This window comes from Dactylosporangium sp. CS-033363 (assembly GCF_050942475.1).
In the GTDB taxonomy this organism is placed as follows: Bacteria; Actinomycetota; Actinomycetes; order Mycobacteriales; family Micromonosporaceae; genus Dactylosporangium.
Window position 1 is genome coordinate 6256557 of sequence record NZ_CP192032.1, and the last position, 17337, is coordinate 6273893.

General features: G+C 73.1%; 18 protein-coding genes. 5 read left to right on the forward strand and 13 right to left on the reverse strand.

Annotated elements, in window-relative coordinates:
* Positions 1-2: 2 nt before the first annotated feature.
* From ACQPZ4_RS28960 to ACQPZ4_RS28990, 7 genes are all read right to left on the reverse strand, one after another.
* Positions 3-1349, reverse strand: a complete 1347-nt coding sequence (locus ACQPZ4_RS28960; protein ID WP_433041989.1) for an amidohydrolase family protein — start codon at positions 1347-1349, stop codon at positions 3-5.
* A 174-nt stretch (positions 1350-1523) separates the two neighbouring features.
* Entirely contained in the window at positions 1524-2474 is a 951-nt protein-coding gene (locus ACQPZ4_RS28965; protein ID WP_433041992.1) for an ABC transporter ATP-binding protein, read from the reverse strand.
* Complete coding sequence (locus ACQPZ4_RS28970; protein WP_433041995.1) at positions 2471-3424, reverse strand: ABC transporter ATP-binding protein; 954 nt, start codon at positions 3422-3424, stop codon at positions 2471-2473. The genes ACQPZ4_RS28965 and ACQPZ4_RS28970 overlap by 4 nt, the downstream gene beginning before the upstream one ends.
* A complete protein-coding gene (locus ACQPZ4_RS28975; RefSeq protein WP_433041998.1) occupies positions 3421-4326 on the reverse strand; it encodes an ABC transporter permease in 906 nt (301 codons plus the stop codon). The genes ACQPZ4_RS28970 and ACQPZ4_RS28975 overlap by 4 nt, the downstream gene beginning before the upstream one ends.
* Before the next feature lie 12 nt (positions 4327-4338).
* On the reverse strand, positions 4339-5259 hold the full coding sequence (locus tag ACQPZ4_RS28980; protein WP_433042001.1) for an ABC transporter permease: 921 nt from the start codon (positions 5257-5259) through the stop codon (positions 4339-4341).
* Positions 5256-5543, reverse strand: a complete 288-nt coding sequence (locus ACQPZ4_RS28985; RefSeq protein ID WP_433042004.1) for a hypothetical protein — start codon at positions 5541-5543, stop codon at positions 5256-5258. Before ACQPZ4_RS28985 ends, ACQPZ4_RS28980 begins: the two co-directional genes overlap by 4 nt.
* 1 nt (position 5544) lies before the next feature.
* Positions 5545-6600: a class I SAM-dependent methyltransferase gene (locus tag ACQPZ4_RS28990; protein WP_433042007.1), complete on the reverse strand. Its 1056-nt coding sequence runs from the start codon at positions 6598-6600 to the stop codon at positions 5545-5547.
* Positions 6601-6802: 202 nt separating this feature from the next.
* On the opposite strand from ACQPZ4_RS28990, the gene ACQPZ4_RS28995 reads away from it, so the two are divergent.
* Positions 6803-8005, forward strand: coding sequence for an MFS transporter (locus tag ACQPZ4_RS28995; RefSeq protein WP_433042010.1), 1203 nt, complete (start codon positions 6803-6805; stop codon positions 8003-8005).
* A gap of 639 nt (positions 8006-8644) precedes the next feature.
* Here ACQPZ4_RS28995 and ACQPZ4_RS29000 read toward each other — a convergent pair.
* The 3 genes from ACQPZ4_RS29000 to ACQPZ4_RS29010 are packed head-to-tail and all read right to left on the reverse strand — an operon-like array spanning position 8645 to position 11614.
* On the reverse strand, positions 8645-9391 hold the full coding sequence (locus tag ACQPZ4_RS29000; RefSeq protein WP_433042013.1) for a hypothetical protein: 747 nt from the start codon (positions 9389-9391) through the stop codon (positions 8645-8647).
* A gap of 28 nt (positions 9392-9419) precedes the next feature.
* Positions 9420-11168 (reverse strand): MFS transporter, encoded by a 1749-nt coding sequence (locus ACQPZ4_RS29005; RefSeq protein WP_433042016.1) that lies wholly within the window; start codon positions 11166-11168, stop codon positions 9420-9422.
* A complete protein-coding gene (locus ACQPZ4_RS29010) occupies positions 11165-11614 on the reverse strand; it encodes a MarR family winged helix-turn-helix transcriptional regulator (RefSeq protein WP_433042019.1) in 450 nt (149 codons plus the stop codon). Before ACQPZ4_RS29010 ends, ACQPZ4_RS29005 begins: the two co-directional genes overlap by 4 nt.
* A gap of 50 nt (positions 11615-11664) precedes the next feature.
* On the opposite strand from ACQPZ4_RS29010, the gene ACQPZ4_RS29015 reads away from it, so the two are divergent.
* Positions 11665-12120: a universal stress protein gene (locus ACQPZ4_RS29015; protein ID WP_433042022.1), complete on the forward strand. Its 456-nt coding sequence runs from the start codon at positions 11665-11667 to the stop codon at positions 12118-12120.
* Here the strand turns inward: ACQPZ4_RS29015 and ACQPZ4_RS29020 are convergent.
* Together ACQPZ4_RS29020 and ACQPZ4_RS29025 are read right to left on the reverse strand one after the other, a co-directional pair.
* The gene (locus tag ACQPZ4_RS29020; RefSeq protein ID WP_433042025.1) at positions 12117-13163 is read right to left on the reverse strand and encodes an MBL fold metallo-hydrolase; all 1047 of its coding nucleotides are present in this window, start codon (positions 13161-13163) and stop codon (positions 12117-12119) included. The genes ACQPZ4_RS29015 and ACQPZ4_RS29020 overlap by 4 nt on opposite strands.
* Positions 13160-13762: a TetR/AcrR family transcriptional regulator gene (locus ACQPZ4_RS29025; protein WP_433042028.1), complete on the reverse strand. Its 603-nt coding sequence runs from the start codon at positions 13760-13762 to the stop codon at positions 13160-13162. Before ACQPZ4_RS29025 ends, ACQPZ4_RS29020 begins: the two co-directional genes overlap by 4 nt.
* A 100-nt stretch (positions 13763-13862) precedes the next feature.
* Between ACQPZ4_RS29025 and ACQPZ4_RS29030 the strand changes: the two genes are divergently transcribed.
* Genes ACQPZ4_RS29030 through ACQPZ4_RS29040 form a run of 3 tightly spaced genes read left to right on the forward strand, consistent with a single transcriptional unit; the run spans position 13863 to position 16756 of the window.
* Positions 13863-14099: a hypothetical protein gene (locus ACQPZ4_RS29030; RefSeq protein WP_433042031.1), complete on the forward strand. Its 237-nt coding sequence runs from the start codon at positions 13863-13865 to the stop codon at positions 14097-14099.
* Complete coding sequence (locus ACQPZ4_RS29035) at positions 14096-15160, forward strand: hypothetical protein (RefSeq protein WP_433042034.1); 1065 nt, start codon at positions 14096-14098, stop codon at positions 15158-15160. The genes ACQPZ4_RS29030 and ACQPZ4_RS29035 overlap by 4 nt, the downstream gene beginning before the upstream one ends.
* Positions 15161-15181: 21 nt before the next feature.
* Positions 15182-16756 (forward strand): PP2C family protein-serine/threonine phosphatase, encoded by a 1575-nt coding sequence (locus ACQPZ4_RS29040; protein WP_433042037.1) that lies wholly within the window; start codon positions 15182-15184, stop codon positions 16754-16756.
* A gap of 46 nt (positions 16757-16802) precedes the next feature.
* On the opposite strand, the gene def is transcribed toward ACQPZ4_RS29040, so the two are convergent.
* Positions 16803-17336 (reverse strand): peptide deformylase, encoded by a 534-nt coding sequence (gene def / locus ACQPZ4_RS29045; protein ID WP_433042040.1) that lies wholly within the window; start codon positions 17334-17336, stop codon positions 16803-16805.
* Between the last annotated feature and the right edge of the window lies 1 nt (position 17337).

Genomic DNA, 17337 nt, shown 5'->3' on the forward strand with positions numbered 1-17337 from the left:
GCCTACCACCGCTCCCACACGGCCGCGCAGGCGTCCTCGGCGGCGGCGCGGGCCGCCTCCCAGTCGACGCCGACGAGCGCCCGGTCGCGGACCCGGATCTCGCCGCCGACCATGACGAGGTCGACGTCGTGGCCGCTGGCGTAGTGCACGACCGAGGCCAGCGGGTCGTGGACCGGGGCGCTCTCCGGCGCGGCCAGCTCGACCGCGATGAGGTCGGCGACGGCGCCGTCGGCGAGGTCGCCGCTGATGCCGAGGGCCGGGGCCGGGCCAGCGACCGCCGCGTCGAGCATGGTGGCCGCGTCGGGCCAGTCGGTGCGCCCGACGGCGATCTTCGCCAGCATCGCGGCCATCCGCACCTCGGTGACGAGGTCGGTGGTGAACGCGTCGGTGCCGATCGCCATCCGCACGCCCGCCGCGGCGAACCGGCCGAACGGCGGCAGGATCGCCTCCCGCGCCTTGCGCACGGCGCAGTGCGCGACGACCGCGCCGGAGGCGGCCAGGCGGGGCAGGTCGGCGTCGGGCAGGTACGTCCCGTGCGCACAGATCAGCCGCTCGCCCAGCAGCCCCGCCTCGTCCAGCAGCTCCACCGGCGTGCGGTCGTACTTGCGCCGCACCTCGTCGAGCTCGCCCTCGGACTGGCACAGGTGGGTGGTGACCGGGCAGCCGAGCTCGGCGGCCAGCTTGGCGATCCCGGCGAGCACGCCCGGCTCGACGGTGTGCGCGCTGGCCGGGCCGAGCAGCAGCCGGATCCGCCCGCCGGCCCGCCCGTCGTGGGCGGCGAACAGGGCGCGGAACGCGTCGAGCTCGGCGAGCTGCTCCTGCTCGGGACTGAGGTCCACGCGGCGCTGCCTGTCGCCGTCGAGGGTGCCGAGCCGGTGGGCCACGTTCATCGGCAGCGCCGGGCCGGCCCAGGTGCGCACGCCGGCCTCCTCCGCCGCGTCGAGGTACCCCTCGATGTCCACCGAGGAGGTGGAGACGACCGTGGTGGTGCCGGTGCGCAGCATGCCGAGCAGGTCCCAGCGGACGATGGCCCGCAGGCCCGCGCGCAGCTCCGGGCGGTAGGCGAGCTGCCAGAGCCTGGTGAGCGGCACGTAGTACGGCGTGCCGGGGGCGAGCTTGAGGTCCTCGGCGATGCCCCGGGCGACCGGTCCGGCGCCGGCGTGCGTGTGCGCGTTGACGAGGCCGGGCAGCACCAGGTGGCGCGGCAGCTCGATGCGCTCGGCGTCGACGCCGGCGTCGTCCGCGGCCGGGACCGCGGTCACCGTGGCGCCGTCGATCAGCAGTGAGGTACCGGTCTCGACCCGGCCGCCGCCGCGGTAGATCCAGCGGGGACGAAGGAGCGTCCGCATCGCAAGCACCCCTGTTCCTTCTTGCGGAATGGCTTTCCAATTGCGAAAGCATGGCACGGTGCCGGGCCATTCACAAGGGTCCGGAAATGCATTCCGTCACAGCCCGCGAAATGCGGACACGCCGATATCGCGGACGGTTTCGGGAACCGTCCGCGAGATCGGCGACAATTGTTTCTACGGCAATTTCAGGGAGCCGGGATAATGACATTCGACGCGTTGTCCGGGCGCCGTCTCGACGACCGGCGGCGCGGCCGTGCGGCAGTCGTCGCGGGCCACCGGGCAGCGCGGGGCGAACCGGCAGCCGTGCCCGTCCCACGTGTCGGCCGCCTCGCCGGCCAGGAGAATCGGCGCGCGGTGGCGCTCCTGTTCCGGGTCGGCCACCGGCACGGCGCTCAGCAGCGCGGTGGTGTACGGATGCTGCGGGCCCGCGAACGCGGTGCCGGTGTCCGCGGTCTCCACGATGCGGCCGCGGTACATCACCGCGACCCGGTTGCACAGATATTCCACGATCCCGAGGTCGTGCGTGATGAAGACGTAGGTGAGGGCGAATTCCGCCCGCAGGTCCTGGAGCAGGTTCACGATCTGGGCCTGCACGGAAACGTCGAGCGCCGACAATGGCTCGTCGAGCACGAGCATCCGCGGCCGCAGCACCAGCGCCCGGGCGATGCCGACCCGCTGGCGCTGGCCGCCGGACAGCTCGTTGGGGTACCGGTCGGCCAGCTCGGCCCGCAGCCCGCAGGCGTCCATGAGCGCCAGCACCCGGCCGGCCCGCTCCCGCCGGTCGCCCATGCGGTGGTTGATCAGCGGCTCCTCCAGGCTCTGGCCGATCGTGCGGCGCGGGTTGAGCGCGGAGTACGGGTCCTGGAACACGAACTGCACGTGCTTGCGGAACGCCCGCCGCTCCCGCCCGCGCAGGGCCAGGGCGTTGCGGCCGGCCACGGTCACGGTGCCGCCGCTGGCCGGCTCGAGCTGGGCGAGCACCCGCCCGAGCGTCGACTTGCCGCTGCCGGACTCCCCGACGACGCCGAGGACGTCGCCCTCGTACACGTCGAGGTCCACGCCGTCCACGGCCCGGGTCGGCCCGTAGTGCCGGGACAGCTCCCGCGCGAAGGCGATCGGGGTCATGACGCCTCCCCGGCCCGCAGGCAGCGCCAGGAGCGCTCCCCCGCGGTCTCCAGCTGCGGGTCCTGCTCCTGACAGCGGGCGAGCGCCTCGCCGCAGCGCGGGTGGAACGCGCACCCGCTCGGCATCGCCCGCAGGTCCGGCGGCAGGCCGGGGATCGAGGTCAGCGGGCGGGACCCGTGCCCGCGGCGGGGTACCGCGCCGAGCAGTGCGCGGGTGTAGGGGTGGCGCGGGTCCGCGAACAGCTCGTCGGTCGGGCCCGATTCGACGATCCGGCCGCCGTACATCACGACGACCCGCCCGCACAGCCCGGCCACGACGCCGAGGTTGTGCGTGATCATCATGACCGCCATGCCGTGCCGGCGGTTCAGGTCCTTGATGAGCGCGAGGATCTGCGCCTCGATGGTGACGTCGAGGCCGGTGGTCGGCTCGTCGGCGATGAGCAGCGCCGGGTTGTTGGCCAGGGCCATGGCGATCATCGCCCGCTGCCGCATGCCGCCGGAGAGCTCGTGCGGGTGCTGGCGGGCGCGGCGGGCCGGGTCCACGATGCCGACCTCGCCGAGCAGCCGGACCGCCTCCGCGTGCGCCTCGGCCCGGCGCACCTTGCGGTGCTCGCGGATCGCCTCGACGATCTGGTCGCCGACGCGGTGGTACGGGTTCAGCGCGGTCATCGGGTCCTGGAAGATCATGCCGATCCGGCCGCCCCGCACCCTGCGCAGCTTCTGCTCCGGCAGGGTCGTCAGGTCGGTACCGTCGAAGCGCACCTCGCCGCCGGTGATGCGCACCGGATGGTTGAGCAGCCGCAGCACCGACAGCGCCGAGAGGCTCTTGCCGGAGCCCGTCTCCCCCACGATCCCGACGATCTCGCCGGGCGCGATGTCGAGGTCGACGCCGCGCACCGGGGTGGTGTCGCGGATGCCGACCTCGAGCCCGCGAATGCTCAGCAGCGTCACTTGGCCTCCCGCGGGTTGAGCACCGAGCGCACGGCCGCGCCCAGCGTGTTGACGGCCAGCACGGTGATCACGACCATGACGCCGGGCACCACCGAGTACCACCAGGCGGTGTTGAGGAAGACCCGGCCGCCGGCCATCATGGCGCCCCAGTCGGCGGTCGGCGGCTGGACGCCGGCCCCGAGGAACGACAGGCCGCTCTCCACGAGCAGCACGGCCGAGAAGGTGAAGGTGCCCACCACGATCGTCGTGGACAGCACGTTGGGCAGGATGTGGCGCAGGACGATCGCGAGCTCGGAGGCGCCGGCGCCACGGGCCGCGAGCACGTAGTCGGCGGTCTTCACGCGCAGCACCTCGGCCCGGACCACCCGGGCGAACTGCACCCAGCCGAACAGGGCCAGCACGATGAAGACGGTGGTGAGGCTGGGGCCGCGGGCGGCGACCAGGGCCAGGGCCAGCACCAGGTAGGGGAAGCCGAGCTGGGCGTCGACGACCCACATGATGACGGGCCCCAGGAAGCGGGTGTACAGCCCGGCGACCAGCCCCAGCGCGGTGCCGACGACGCCGGTGAGCAGCGCCGCGGCGAACGCCAGGCCCAGCGCGGTGCGGGAACCGACGATCATCCGGCTGAGCAGGTCGCGGCCGAGCTCGTCGGTGCCGAGCGGGTACGTCCAGGTGCCGCCGTCCCAGACCGGCTTGGCCAGGATGTGGACGTAGTCCTGGTCCTCGGCGCCGTGCGGCGCGATGGACGGGCCGAGGACGGCCATGGCGGCCAGTCCGGCCAGGACGATCAGCGACACGACGGCCGCGGGCCGGCGCAGCAGCTGGGTGGCCAGGGTGACCGACACCGGGCGGGCCCGCAGCCGGGCGGCCGCCACCGGCGCGGGGATCGGAACTGCCGTCATCACTGCAACCTCTCAATGCACGCGGACGCGGGGGTCGATCCGCTCGTACGTCAGGTCGACGACGAAGTTGATCACCACGACGAGCAGCGCGAAGATGAACGTGGTCGCCTCGACCAGCGGGTAGTCGCGGGCGGTGACCGCGTGCACCAGCAGCGCCCCGATGCCGGGCCAGGCGAAGATGGTCTCGATGAGCACGACCGCGCTCAGCATCTGGCCGAGGTCGAGCCCCGCCACGGTGACCAGCGAGGTGGCGACCGGGCGCAGCGCGTGCCGGCTCACCACCCGGCCGCGGCCGAGCCCCTTGGCCCGGGCCGTGCGGGTGAAGTCCTCCCGCAGGCTCTCGGCGAGCCCGGCCCGGGTGAACTGCAGCAGCCGCGCGATCGGGTGCAGGGCCAGGGTGATGACGGGCAGCACCCAGCTCAGCGGGTCGGGGGTGCGGATGGACGGCAGCGCGCCCATCGTGACGGCGAAGACGAACACCAGCACGATGGCGAACCAGAACACCGGCACCGCCTGGCCGAGGAGCACGACCGTGTCGATGAACCGGCGGTACGCCCGGTTGTGCGTCATCCCCGCCACGATCCCCAGCGGGATGGCCACCAGCAGCGCGAACAGGAAGCTCACGGCGACGAGTTCGAGGCTGGCCGGCAGCTGCTTGAGGATCATCCCGAGGGCGTCCTGGCGGCTCTGGAACGAGTCGCCGAAGTCGAAGCGGACCAGGTCGCCGAGGAACGTCAGGTACTGCGCCCACAGTGGACGGTTGAGCCCGAGCTGCTCGCGGATCGCGTCGACCGCCTCCGGGGTCGCGTCCGGGCCGGCGATCGAGGCGGCCGGGTCGCCGGAGACCCGCAGCAGCACGAAGAGCAGGGTCATCACGCCGAAGAGCACGGCGATCAGGTGGGCCGCCCGGCGCAGCAGGAACGTGCCGGTCACGGCGACTGCATCGCCGCGGCGGTGCGCGCGTCCTCGTCGAGGATCGCGCCGAAGACCCGGCGCACGAACGCGGCCCGCTCGCCGGCGATCCGGGTGCGCAGCTCGCCGCCGGGGACGAGCTCGTCGAGCTGCTCGGCGGTGAGCACGCCCCCGGCGATCAGCAGCTCCTCCAGCACGATCGCGCGGTCGCGCTGGATCCACACCTCCGAGGCGAGCTCGGTGACCATGCGGGCCAGGTCGTCGAGGCGCCGGCTCTCCAGGTAGGGTCCGACTTCCGCAGTCATCTCAGGCCTCCAGGGGTTTGCGGCCGCGGGTGATCCAGGGGTACAGGCCGGGGCCGAGGCCGTACGCCTCGACGTCGACGAAGCCGACCTTCTTGAACAGTCCGGGCAGGTCGAGCTGCAGCGCGGCGCGCCAGAACGGCTCGCCCCGGTTCTCGGTCTCCCAGTCGAGCACCACGGCGCGGAACGCCGACTGCTTTTCGTACGGGGCGACGTCGCCGAAGACGATGTCGCCGCCGGGTTCCAGCACGCGGTACATCTCGCGCAGGATCGCCTCGGTGGCGCGGGTCGGCGTCTCGTGGAACAGGATGTAGCCCGTGACCAGGTCCACCGACGCGTCGGGCAGCCCGGTCCGCTCGGCCGGGGCCTGGATGAGCTCCCAGTTCAGGCCGAGGTCGCGGGCGGTGGCGTGGGCGTACTCCAGCCCGGTGCGCGACAGCTCGACCCCGACGAACTGCGCGTGCGGGTGCACCTTGGACACCGCGACGGCGTAGCGGCCGGTACCGATGCCGGGTTCGAGAATGCGCCTGTAGTCCCGGCGCGGGGCTTCGAGGGCGGTGAGGTAGCGCTGGTCGTTGAGGTCCTCGCCGGTCTTGACCGCCCCGACGCCGCCGGGGGCGAGCACGTAGGCGTAGGCGATGTCGTGCGTGACGACGCCCATCAGGTCGTGGCCGTCCCAGCCGCCGGTGGTGAGGTGGAAGCCCTTGGTCCAGTAGTCCGGGATCTCGACGTCCGGGTTCAGGGTCAGGGTGCCCGGGGCGTCGTCGGCCCGCAGCCAGCCGGCGATCGCCGCGCGGCCCTCCTCGGCGGCCGGCAGCGCCCGGACGTAGATCTCCTCGGCGACCCAGCGGGTCAGCAGCCGGTCGAAGCGCCACTGCGCGCTGCCGGCGAGCGCGCCGTACACCGACTCCCGCCGCTCCGGCATCGTCAGCGGCGGCTCGGGCACCGCGGCCTCGTACTGCCGGGCCGCCGCCGGCTGCAGCACGCCGCCCGCGAAGCCCTGCACCGAGCCCAGGAACTCCATGCTCGCGCGTCCGCGCTGCCGCATCGGAACGTCCATCGAACCCTCCTGTTCCTTTATTCGGAATCCTGTTCCAAGGAACCTAGCGGAGAGTTGAGCTGCGGAAACCGGTCGAACTTGTAAAAGAAACAATTCGTCAATCCCGTGCCGGAAGCATGCCCGTAACAAACTTGGGGTTGATCACGACGCCTGCTACGGTCCGCTCGGAACACCGTTCCGAATCTTGAAGGGTGCACAACGGATGCGTCGCGGGCTCATCGGGCTGCTGGCCGTGGCGTGCGGGCTGACCGCCGCCAACCTCTACTACGCGCAGCCGCTGCTGCCCGTCCTCGGCCAGGCGTTCGGCGTCGGCGACGTCGCCGTCTCCACGATCGTGGTGGCGACCCAGATCGCGTACGCCGTCGGGCTGTTCTTCCTCGGGCCGCTCGGCGACCGCGTCGACGTGCGCACCCTCGTCACGGTGCTGCTGCTGCTCGGCGCGGCCGGGCTCGCCGCGGCGGCGACCGCGCCCGCGTTCGGGGTGCTGCTGGCCGCGTCCGTCGTGGTCGGCGCGGTGTCCGTCGTCGCGCAGATCCTGGTGCCGTTCGCGGCCGGGCTCGCCGCCGACGCCGACCGCGGGCGGGTCACCGGCACCGTCATGAGCGGGCTGCTGGCCGGGATCCTGCTCGCCCGCACGTTCTCCGGGGTCGTCTCCGACGCGCTCGGCTGGCGCTGGGTCTACGCGCTCTCGGCCGCGTTCATGCTCGCCCTCGCGGCGGCGCTGCGCGCGATGCTGCCGGTGCGCGAGCCGTCGACCACGGCCGGGTACGGGCAGTTGCTGCGCAGCACCCTCGCGCTGCCGGTGCGCCACGCGACGCTGCGGCGGCGGGGACTGTTCCAGGCCGCGCTGTTCGGGTCGTTCACCGCGTTCTGGACGACGATGGGCTTCCTGCTCACGCGCCCGCCGTACCACCTCTCGGAACTGCACGTGGGCCTGTTCTCGCTGCTGGGGGCGGGCGGCGCGCTCATCGCGCCCGCGGCCGGGCGGTGGAGCGACCGCGGCTGGGCGCGGCGCAGCACGGTGGTCGGCCTGCTCGTCGCCGGCGTGACGTTCCTGGCCGCGGGGGCCGTCACCGCGCTGCCGGGGCGGGTCGCCGGGATCGTCCTGCTGGCGGTGGCGGCGCTGGTCATCGACGCCGCCGTGCAGACCCTGCTCATCACCAACCAGCAGGTCGTGTACCGCCTGGAGCCCTCAGCGCGCGCCCGCATCAACACGGTGTTCCTGGTGACGTTCTTCCTCGGCGGGGCGGCCGGCGCGCAGCTGAGCACCGTCGCCTGGCACCTCGGCGGCTGGCCGGCGGTCGCGCTGCTCGGCGGGGGCCTGCCGCTGCTCGCCCTGGCCACCTACCTCGCCGGCGGGCTGCGCAAGGAGCGGGCCGAGTCCCAGATCCCCGTCGCCGCTTGAGGCCATCGCGGCCAGCCACTCGACCTCGGGCAGCAGCCGTACGGCCAGGAACAGCTCACCGGCCCCGATCACCACCGCGGCGACGACGAGGCCCGCGACCGGCGCGGCGGCGATGGCGATCGTGGCGACCAGGCCCGAGCCGGCGCGCACCCGCAGACAGAGGCGGGGCAGGCTCGGCAGCGGCTGCGCGGCCGCGCCGTCGACCGCCGCGGCGATGCCGAACGCGAGGGCGGCCACCGAGACCCCGACCGACGGATCGGCCTCGGGCAACCGGATCAGCACGACCCCCGCCAGGGCCAGCAGTCCCGGGCCGGCCTGCAGGACGAGCGGGCCGCCGTACCGTGCGCGCAGCACCTGCCCGCCGCCGAACCGCCCGCACGCGGTGAACAGCAGCCACGCCCCGAGGGCCGCCGGACCGACCGCCTTCACGGAGCCGGGCCAGAACGCCGCGAGCGCCGCCACCAGCACGCTCAGCAGGCCGAAGCTCGTCACCGCCCACCAGCCCAGCACGCCGTGCAGCGGGCGCGCGTGGCGGCTCAGGGTTCGCAGCTCCGATTGCATGGGGGGTCTCCTCGGGTGGAACCGGATTCACCCACCCTGATACCCATCAGCCCGGCCTACCGAACATATCGGTCACCCTCAGTGCACGATCGGGAGCCAGATCGCGGCCCACACGATCTTGCCCTTCTCGTTGCGCAGGCAGCCCCACATCGTGGCGTTGCGGTCGATGATGTGCAGCCCGTCGCCCGGCACGTCGGCCCGCCGGGCGTTGGGCACCACCGTCGGCGGGCGCGGATCGCCGTCGCGCACCGCGATGTGCAGGTAGTTGCCGCGCCGGCTCACCGCGAGCACCACCTCGGTGCCGGCGTGGGTCGCGGCGTTGTGCACCAGCTCGAAGACGATCCGGCGCGCGACGGTGGCCACGTGCGGCACGTGCCACGCCATGCACGCCTCGTGCACGAGCAGCCGGGCCCGGCTCGGGGCGAACGCGTCCGGCGGCAGCACGAGGCTGAACCGGTCCGGCAGCGGCTGGCCGTGCAGCGTGGCGACCTCGGCTTCGGGCAGCGTGTCGTACAGGCGCAACACCCGGTGCCAGAACGGGTTGGTGAGCCGGGCCCGCAGCATGCCGCGGGCCGGGACGACCCACAGCAGCGACACCCCGTGGTCGCGCAGGGCCCGGTCCTGGGCGGCGTGGAACAGCGGCGCCGCCGTGCCCGTGGCGTCATCGAAGTCGGTGAGGTCGACGATGACGGCCCGCGGGCAGGCGACGAGCGCCTTGCTGACGGCGCTGCGGAGGCGGTGCTTGCGTTCGATGGTCAGCGCTCCGGCGACGGTGATCCAGGTGATCTCGCGCTCGAGATCGTGCCGGGTCTCGACGGACATCATGACCTAACCATAAAACGCACTTCCTAAACTAAAATCCGTCCCGGGAACGAAGTTCGGACCCACTCGGGTGCGACGGCACGCCGGTAGCGCTCCCACTGCCCGGCGGAACGACCAGGACCTCGCAACCCGCCTCCTCCACCAGCCGCCGGCTCGCGCTGCCGTCGAGCAGGTGGGCCACGTCGCCGTGCGAGGGCGCGCCGATCGCGACCAGCTGGGCGCCGACCGCGTTGGCGTGCTTGGCGATGAGGCTGCCCGCGTGGCCGTGGTCGGCGACGCTGCGCAGCACGTGCCCGGAGGCCGCGATGCCGCGCGCCGCCAGGTCGTCGAGGGCGGCCTGGACCCGGGCGCGGGCCTGGTCGTAGGACTCGCGGTCGACCGCGTCCTCGCCGACGATCGCGATCTCGTGGACGTGCAGCAGCTCCAGCGGCGCGTGCAGCCGGGCCGCGCGCTCCGCGGCCTCCGCGGTCACCGCGGCCGTGGACGGGCCGCCGTCGACCGCCACCACGACCGGGCGGTTGCCGTTGGCCTCGCCGATGCGCCCCACGGTCACGATCTCGCCGACGGGCTCGGCGGCCGCACCGCTCGCGGCCTCCTCGGCGGCGTTCTCGGCGTCGGTGAGCAGCCGGTGGCCGGTGGCGAGCACGAAGATGGCGAGGATGAACGTCGCCGCGCCGAGGTAGAACGGCACGTGGATGTTGTAGTGGTCGGCGAGCTTGCCGGCCACGAACGGGGCCAGGCCGCCGCCGATGAAGCGCACGAAGCCGTAGGAGGCCGAGGCGACCGGCCGCGGCACCGGGGCGACGGTCATGACCGCCTGGGTGGTGAGCGTGTTGTTGATGCCGATGAACGCGCCGCACACGATGACCGCGACGATGACGGTGGTGGGCGAGTCGGTGAAGGCCGCGATGACCGTCATCACCACGCCGAGCAGGAACAGGTTGGCGTACAGCGTCTTCGCCGTGCCGAAGCGCCGCTGCAGCCGCGGCGCGACGGCCACGCTGAAGATCGCCACGAGCAGGCCCCAGCCGGTGAAGACCAGGCCGAGCTTGTGCTCGTTGAGCTCCATCGGATATGGCGCATACCCGAGCATGGTGAAGAAGCCCCAGTTGTACAGCACGGCGGTCAGGCTCATGATGAGCAGCCCGCGGTGGCGCAGCGCGGCCAGCGGCGCGATGACGCTCGTGCGCTCGGCCGGCTTCGGCGTCTTGGGCACCAGCGTGACGGTCGCGACGAGCGCGATGAACATCAGCACGCTCACGCCGTAGAACGGCCCGCGCCAGCTGATCCCGCCCAGGGTCCCGCCGAGCAGCGGGCCCACGGCGATGCCGATGCCCAGGGCCGTCTCGTACAGGATGATCGCCCCGCCGAACCCGCCGCTCGCCGAGGCCACGATGACGGCCAGGGAGGTGGCGATGAACAGCGCGTTGCCCAGCCCCCAGCCGGCCCGGAAGCCCACGATGCCGCCGATGCTGTCCGAGGTGCCGGCCAGCGCGGCGAAGACCACGATGATGGCCAGGCCGACGATGAGCGTGCGCTTGGGCCCGATGCGGCTGGACACCATGTTCGTGATGAGCATCGCGACCGCGGTCACCAGCAGGTAGCTGGTGAACAGCAGCGACACCTGGCTGGGCGACGCGTGCAGCTGGTGCGACAGCGCGGGCAGGATCGGGTCGACCAGGCCGATGCCCATGAAGGACACGACACAGGCGAACGCGACGGCCCACACCGCCTTCGGCTGGCGGAACGGACTGGCCGTCGCCGGACTGTGCTGGTTCATACGGGGGTACTCCCGGGGAGGGTCGGATCGGTGGTGACGAGCCGGTCCAAGGCCGGTAACGCGGCGGCGAGCGCGGCGCGGTCGTCGGCGCTGAGGTGCTCCGCCAGCTCGCTCATGCGGCGGGCCCGGGCATCGCGGCGCCGGCTCAGCACGTCTGCCCCGGCCGCGGTGAGGTGAACCATCACGACCCGGGCGTCGTCGGCACACGAGCGCCGCTCGGCGTAGCCGTCCTGCTCCAGCCGTGACACGAGCTGCGTCATGGCCGGCTGCGTGATGCCCTCGCGCACCGCGAGCTCCGACAGGCGGCACGGCCCGTGCACGTCGAGCGTCCGCAGTGCCGCCGCCTTGGTCAGCGACACGTCGTCCGCCGGGGCCAGCCGCCGCAGAAGCGAGACGACCCGCTCCAGGCTGACGGCCAGCGCCGCCCCGTCGAGGATCTTGGACACTCGTCTTTTATATCACTTACTTATATTCGAGCGTTATGCTTTCGGCTGTGATGACCCCCTCACGCACCCCTGGGGACGGTCCCGGGACGATCCTGGTCGGCGTGGACGGCTCGATCCCGTCCCTGCGCGCCGCGGCCTACGCGGTCGGACTGGCCCGGCGGCAGCACAGCCGCCTCGTCGCCGTGTACGTGCGCACGCTGTCCTCGACCGTGCTGTCCCTGGCCGACTCCGGCGGGCACGCGGCCGTCAACGTCGTGGACGCGCACAACGCCGTGGAGCAGCAGCTGCGCGACGCGGTGGAGCGCGACATCGCCCGCCTCGACGTGGACGCCCACCTGGTGGTGCGCACCGGCGAGCCGTTCACGGAACTGGTCGCGGTCGCGCAGGCCCTCAACGCCGACGCGGTGATCGTCGGCCGCTCGGCGGGCGCACTGCACCGCCTGGCCGGCTCGATCGCCGTCAAACTGGTCCGCTGCGGCCGCTGGCCGGTCACGGTCGTGCCCTAGCTCGCCCGGCTCCAGTGGACAAGGCCATTGGCATCGGTCGAGGCCCGTACGGCGCCGATCGCCTTCAGGTGCTCCAGGTGCGCGAGGGTCTCCCCCAGGGCCAGCCGCCGCAGCACCCCGTGCAGCGCGTCCCACCCGCGCGACCAGGTCAGCGCGGCCGCCACCGTCCACGCGGTCGCCGATCCGCCGTTCGCGTCGATCGCGGCCAGGATCTCCCCGCCCCGCTCGTCGTGGTGGCGGATCAGGTCGGCGGCGCGGGAGTCCAGGCCCCGGAAGCGGTACTCGTGCGCGGGCAGCGCCTCCTCCGCCGTGTACTTCGCGGTGACCTCCAGCGAGGCCAGGTAGTCGCCCAGCGGGTTGTCCTCGGAGCCGTCGTGCACGGCGATGTTGGGGCTGATCCGGGGCAGCAGGTGGTCGCCGGTGAGCAGCACGCCCGCCCCGGCCTCGTGCAGGCACAGGTGCCCGGGGGTGTGCCCCGGCGTCCAGATCGCCCGCAGCTCGTGCCGGGTCAGCGGCAGCAGGTCGCCGTCCTCGATGGCGCGGTCCGGCTCGGCCATGTCCATCAGCTCGCCGATGCGGTTGTGGCTGATCACCAGCCCCTCCCCGACCTCCGCGGGCACCCCGTGGCGCAGCAGCCAGGCCCGGTCGGTCCCCGGGTCGCGGTGCCGCCAGGCGCGCACGGGCAGCGTCTCCGCCTCGGCCGGGTGCATCCCGATCCAGGCCCCGCTGCGCTCGCGCACCCAGTTGCTCATCCCGTGGTGGTCGGGGTGGACGTGAGTCAGCACGACGCCGCGCACATCCCCGATCCCGGCGCCCGCCCGCGCGAGCCCCGCCTCGAGGGCCGCGCGCCCCTCGGGGCTGTCCCACCCGGGATCCACCAGCAGCACGCCCCCGTTGTCGAGAAAGGCATAGCTCAGCGTGTACCGCAACGGGCTGTCCGGAATCGGCACGGGCACCGACCACACGTCGGGGCGCACCTGCTCGACCGGCGGCAGCACGCGCTCCTGCCAGGCCTCGTGCTGGGCGGTGCCGGTGATGATCACGAGTAGCTCCCGGTGTGCAGCAGGAAATCCACGAGCCGGCGCGCATGCCGGGGCGTGTCCGCGGCCAAGACCGCCAGTTTGTCGGCCGGCGTACTGATCGCGTGCATCATGGCCCCGCCGACCAGCGTGTCGAGCAGCAGCGTGACGGAGACGGACGCCGGCAGCTCACCTCGGTCGATGCCCCGCCGCACGATCGCCCGGGCGGCCGCGATCTGCGCCTTGTGCAGCGCCGCGTAGTGCTCGCCCACGCCCGGGATGGTCCCCATCTCCAGCGGCAGCCGCAGCGCGGCCCGGCTGGACGGCCCCGCGTACCGGTCGAGCACCTGCGTGGCCAGCTCGACGAGGTCCCCGCGCAGCGTCCCGGTGTCGACGTCCTCGACCCGCAGCAGTCCCGCCGTCAGCGCGTCGTTGAGCAGCGCCTCCTTGGAACTCCAGCGCAGGTACAGCGAAGCCTTCCCCACCCCGGCCCGCCGCGCGACGGTCTCCATCGCGAACCCGGCCCACCCGCCGTCGCCGAACACGTCCAGCGCGGCCCGCAGGATCCGCCGATCCACCTGGGGATCGCGGGGCCTGCCGGGCACCGCGGTTGCCGCACTCACCCGGCCATGTTAACTGAACGATGAGCGTTCAGTTTGCCCCGCGACCTGTACAACCGGTCACACCGATGCCAGGTTTGCGCGGCGGCGGTACAACGGTCGCGTGGGACGCAAACGGCGCGAGGCCGAGCGCAGGGCCCGACTGGCCCGGCCCAACTACAGACGCCAGGCCGCGGTGTCGACCGTGCTGATGCTGGGCGGCCTGGCCATCGCCGCCACGGGCCTTCGCTGGTGGGGCCTCATCCCGATGTTCATCTCCACGCTGATCACCGCCAACCTGATGCGCGCCCGCAAGGCCTACCGCAACGGCCCCTGGTTCGACGAGGACGCCGGCAGTTGAGTGGCCGCGGGCCGGCGAGGGCCCGGTACGTCGCCGTCGCGATTGCTCTCGCCGCCGCGGCCGTCCTGCTGGTCCGGCCGGCCCCGGGCAACGACCCGCCGCCTGTTGTGGTGACCGTGGACGTGGCGGCGACGCTCCCGGACGGCACGACCTTCAGCCCCGCGGCCGTCCTCGACCCGCACCACGTGGTCGTCCAGATCGCCGACCCCGATCCGGCTTATGCGGTACTCGCCCTGCTCGATCCGGCCGATCCGGCCGACCCACGGCGCCTCGATCGCATCCCCATCGCCGGCGGCGGGTCCTTCGACGCGGTGCGGGTCGCCGGCGGCTTCGTGTACTGGATGTCGAGCGTCGGCGACGGCCAGGGCGCCACCCGCAGCACGCTGCGCCGCGCCGGTCGCGACGGCACCCCGCAGGTCCTCACCACCGAGACCGGCCGCGCCCTGTTCACCGGGGGCATGCACGACCTGGAGATCGCCGAGGGGCGGATCTGGTGGACCGCCACCCGGGGACTGACCGAACCGACGACGGACCTGCGCTCGGTACCGTTGGCCGGCGGCGACGTGGCGGTGCGCGCCCTCGACGGCACGTACCACCTCACGGACTGGCCGTGGGCGACCGACGACGGCATCGCGGGCCGGCCGGTCACGCAACGCAACCTCGTCACCGGCGAGCGGCGCACGTTCGCCGAGTCACCCGGCCGCGACGTGTCCTGCGGCGCGGTGTGGTGCCGGTCCGTCGCCCACACGGAGCAGGGCGCGGTGGTGACGTTGCGACGCACAGACGGTACCGGCGAAACGGGTCGAATCAACGGCGACGGCGAGGTGCCGCTGTTCCTCGACATCGCCGCGATGGGCCGCTATGAAATCCTGGCCGCGCCGATCTCGGCCCGGGCCGCCACGGCGACCGAGCGCCTCGCGATGGTCGATCTCACCACCGGCCGGCGGACCGCCCTGGCCGTGGCGAGCGGCGCGGGCCTGTCGGGCTCGTGGCTGTGGTGGGCGACCGGCGACCGCGAGACGATGACCTGGCACCTGCTGGACCTGGCGTCGCTGAGCTGAGCGGCGCGGTACGTTCGGGTGGTGGACCAGCTGTTCGCGGCGGCCGGGAGCCTGCGTGAGGCCTATGCGCGGGTGGACTGGGCCGCCACGCCGCTCGGGCCGGTCGCGTCCTGGTCGCCGGCCACGCGTGCGGCGGTCGACCTCGCCCTGCGCACACGGTTCCCGGTGACGCTGTTCTGGGGTCCCGAGTTCGTGATGATCTACAACGAGGCGTACGTGCACATGATCGCCGACAAGCACCCGGCGGCGCTCGGGCAGCCGGCCGCGAAGGTGTTCGCCGAGATCTGGGATGAGATCGGGCCGATGCTCGCGCAGGCCTCCAGCGGCGGCGGGGCGACCTGGGTCGAGGATCTGCGGCTGGACATGCGCCGGCACGGGTTCCTCGAGGAAACGTACTTCACCTTCTCCTACTCCCCCGTCGTCGGCGCGGACGGCCGGGTCGAGGGGGTCTTCGACATCGCCACGGAGACCACCACGCAGGTCGTGTCGCGGCGGCGGCTGCAGCTGCTCAACGCGCTGCAGGAGCGGCTGGCGAGCGTCGATCACCGCGGGGAGGTGCTGGCGCGGGCGATGCCGGTGCTGCACGCCGACCCGGACGACCTGCCCGGCGTGGAGATCGTGGCGGCCGACGGGCACGGGGACGTGGCGGTGCGCGACACGCCGGAGGGCCGGGTGGCCACGGTCCGGCTGAGCACCCGCGGGCGGGCGACCGGCGATCTCATGCTGCGCACGGAACTCAGCCCGCGGCTGGCCGCCGACGGGGCGTACCTGATCTTCGTGCGGCTGGTCGGGGCCACGCTGACCCAGGCGCTGGACCGGGCGCGGCTGCGCGAGGCCGAGCGGCGGGTGGCGGCGGTCGAGCGGGAGATCTCCGAGACGCTGCAGCGCAGCCTGCTGACCCCGCCGCCGGACACGGACGAGTTCCAGATCGCGGCGCGCTACGAGCCGGCCCAGGAGCACGCCCGCATCGGCGGCGACTGGTACGACGCGTTCCTGCTCCCCGACGGCACGCTCACCATGGTCGTGGGCGACATCAGCGGGCACGACCGGTACGCCGCCGCGACCATGGGTCAGGTCCGCAACATGCTGCGCGGCATCGCCCACACGCTGCTCGGGCCGCCGTCACGCATCCTGGCCGCGATGGACGAGGCGATGGCCGGGCTGGGCATCGACACCTTCGCCACCGTGGTGCTGGCGCAGGTCGGCCCGGCGGCGGGCACCCCAGCCGCCCACTCGCTGCGCTGGTGCAACGCCGGCCATCCACCACCGATCCTGCTGGCCCCGGACGGCACCGCGACGCTGCTGCGCCGGCGCTCCGAGCTGTTGCTGGGCACCGGGCTGACGGCCGAGCGCAGCGACCACGAGGTCGCGCTGGAGCGCGGCAGCCACGTGGCGTTCTACACCGACGGTCTCGTCGAGCGGCCGGGTGCCTCGATGGATGCGAGCATGCGTGAGCTGGCCGGCCTGCTCACCGGCCGCCACCACCTGTCTGCCGAGCAGTTGTGCGATCACCTGTTGACCTCGTCCAGGACGGGCGCCGCCGACGACATCGTGATCACCGTGTTGCAGACGGGCGCCGTTGCGCCGAACCGTTGATGCGCCCCCGCTGCACCACCGGCAGCACGAGCCTGGCAGAGCCGCGTTAAGAATTTGTTGTACCGCGCAGACCCGCCTCGGCCAGCAGTTCCTCCCGCCGCTCGGCCGTCAGCCGGTCCACGTACAGGATGCCGTCGAGGTGATCGGTCTCGTGCTGCAGGCACCGGGCGAAGTATCCCGTTCCGGTCACGCTGACCGGTTCGCCGTGCTTGTCCACGCCGGTCACGGTGGCGATCGAGGCCCGGGGCAGTGAGGCGCGCGGCCCCGGCACCGACAGGCAGCCCTCGTCCCCCTCGTCCGGCGGCGCGAGCGCCGAGGCCGTCTGCAGGTGCGGGTTCACGATGTGCCCGATCTGGCGGATGTCGTCGGCGTCCGGGCAGTCGTAGACGAACACCCGCTGGTCGACGCCGATCTGATTGGCCGCCAGCCCGACGCCGCGGGCCTCGTACATCGACGCGAACATGTCGTCGATGAGCCCGCCGAGCGCCTCGTCGAACGCGGTCACGTCGGCACACCGGCGGTGCAGCACCGGGTCGCCGTAGAACACGATCGGCCGCGCGACACCCTCACTCGAAGACATT

What these genes read in the sequence shown, in the direction of transcription:
- ACQPZ4_RS28960 (WP_433041989.1), bottom strand. Translation starts at nt 1,349, where the DNA reads ATGCGGACGCTCCTTCGTCCCCGCTGGATCTACCGCGGCGGCGGCCGG.
- ACQPZ4_RS28965 (WP_433041992.1), bottom strand. Translation starts at nt 2,474, where the DNA reads ATGACCCCGATCGCCTTCGCGCGGGAGCTGTCCCGGCACTACGGGCCG.
- ACQPZ4_RS28975 (WP_433041998.1), bottom strand. Translation starts at nt 4,326, where the DNA reads ATGACGGCAGTTCCGATCCCCGCGCCGGTGGCGGCCGCCCGGCTGCGG.
- ACQPZ4_RS28985 (WP_433042004.1), bottom strand. Translation starts at nt 5,543, where the DNA reads ATGACTGCGGAAGTCGGACCCTACCTGGAGAGCCGGCGCCTCGACGAC.
- ACQPZ4_RS28990 (WP_433042007.1), bottom strand. Translation starts at nt 6,600, where the DNA reads ATGGACGTTCCGATGCGGCAGCGCGGACGCGCGAGCATGGAGTTCCTG.
- ACQPZ4_RS28995 (WP_433042010.1), top strand. Translation starts at nt 6,803, where the DNA reads ATGCGTCGCGGGCTCATCGGGCTGCTGGCCGTGGCGTGCGGGCTGACC.
- ACQPZ4_RS29000 (WP_433042013.1), bottom strand. Translation starts at nt 9,391, where the DNA reads ATGATGTCCGTCGAGACCCGGCACGATCTCGAGCGCGAGATCACCTGG.
- ACQPZ4_RS29005 (WP_433042016.1), bottom strand. Translation starts at nt 11,168, where the DNA reads ATGAACCAGCACAGTCCGGCGACGGCCAGTCCGTTCCGCCAGCCGAAG.
- ACQPZ4_RS29015 (WP_433042022.1), top strand. Translation starts at nt 11,665, where the DNA reads ATGACCCCCTCACGCACCCCTGGGGACGGTCCCGGGACGATCCTGGTC.
- def (WP_433042040.1), bottom strand. Translation starts at nt 17,336, where the DNA reads ATGTCTTCGAGTGAGGGTGTCGCGCGGCCGATCGTGTTCTACGGCGAC.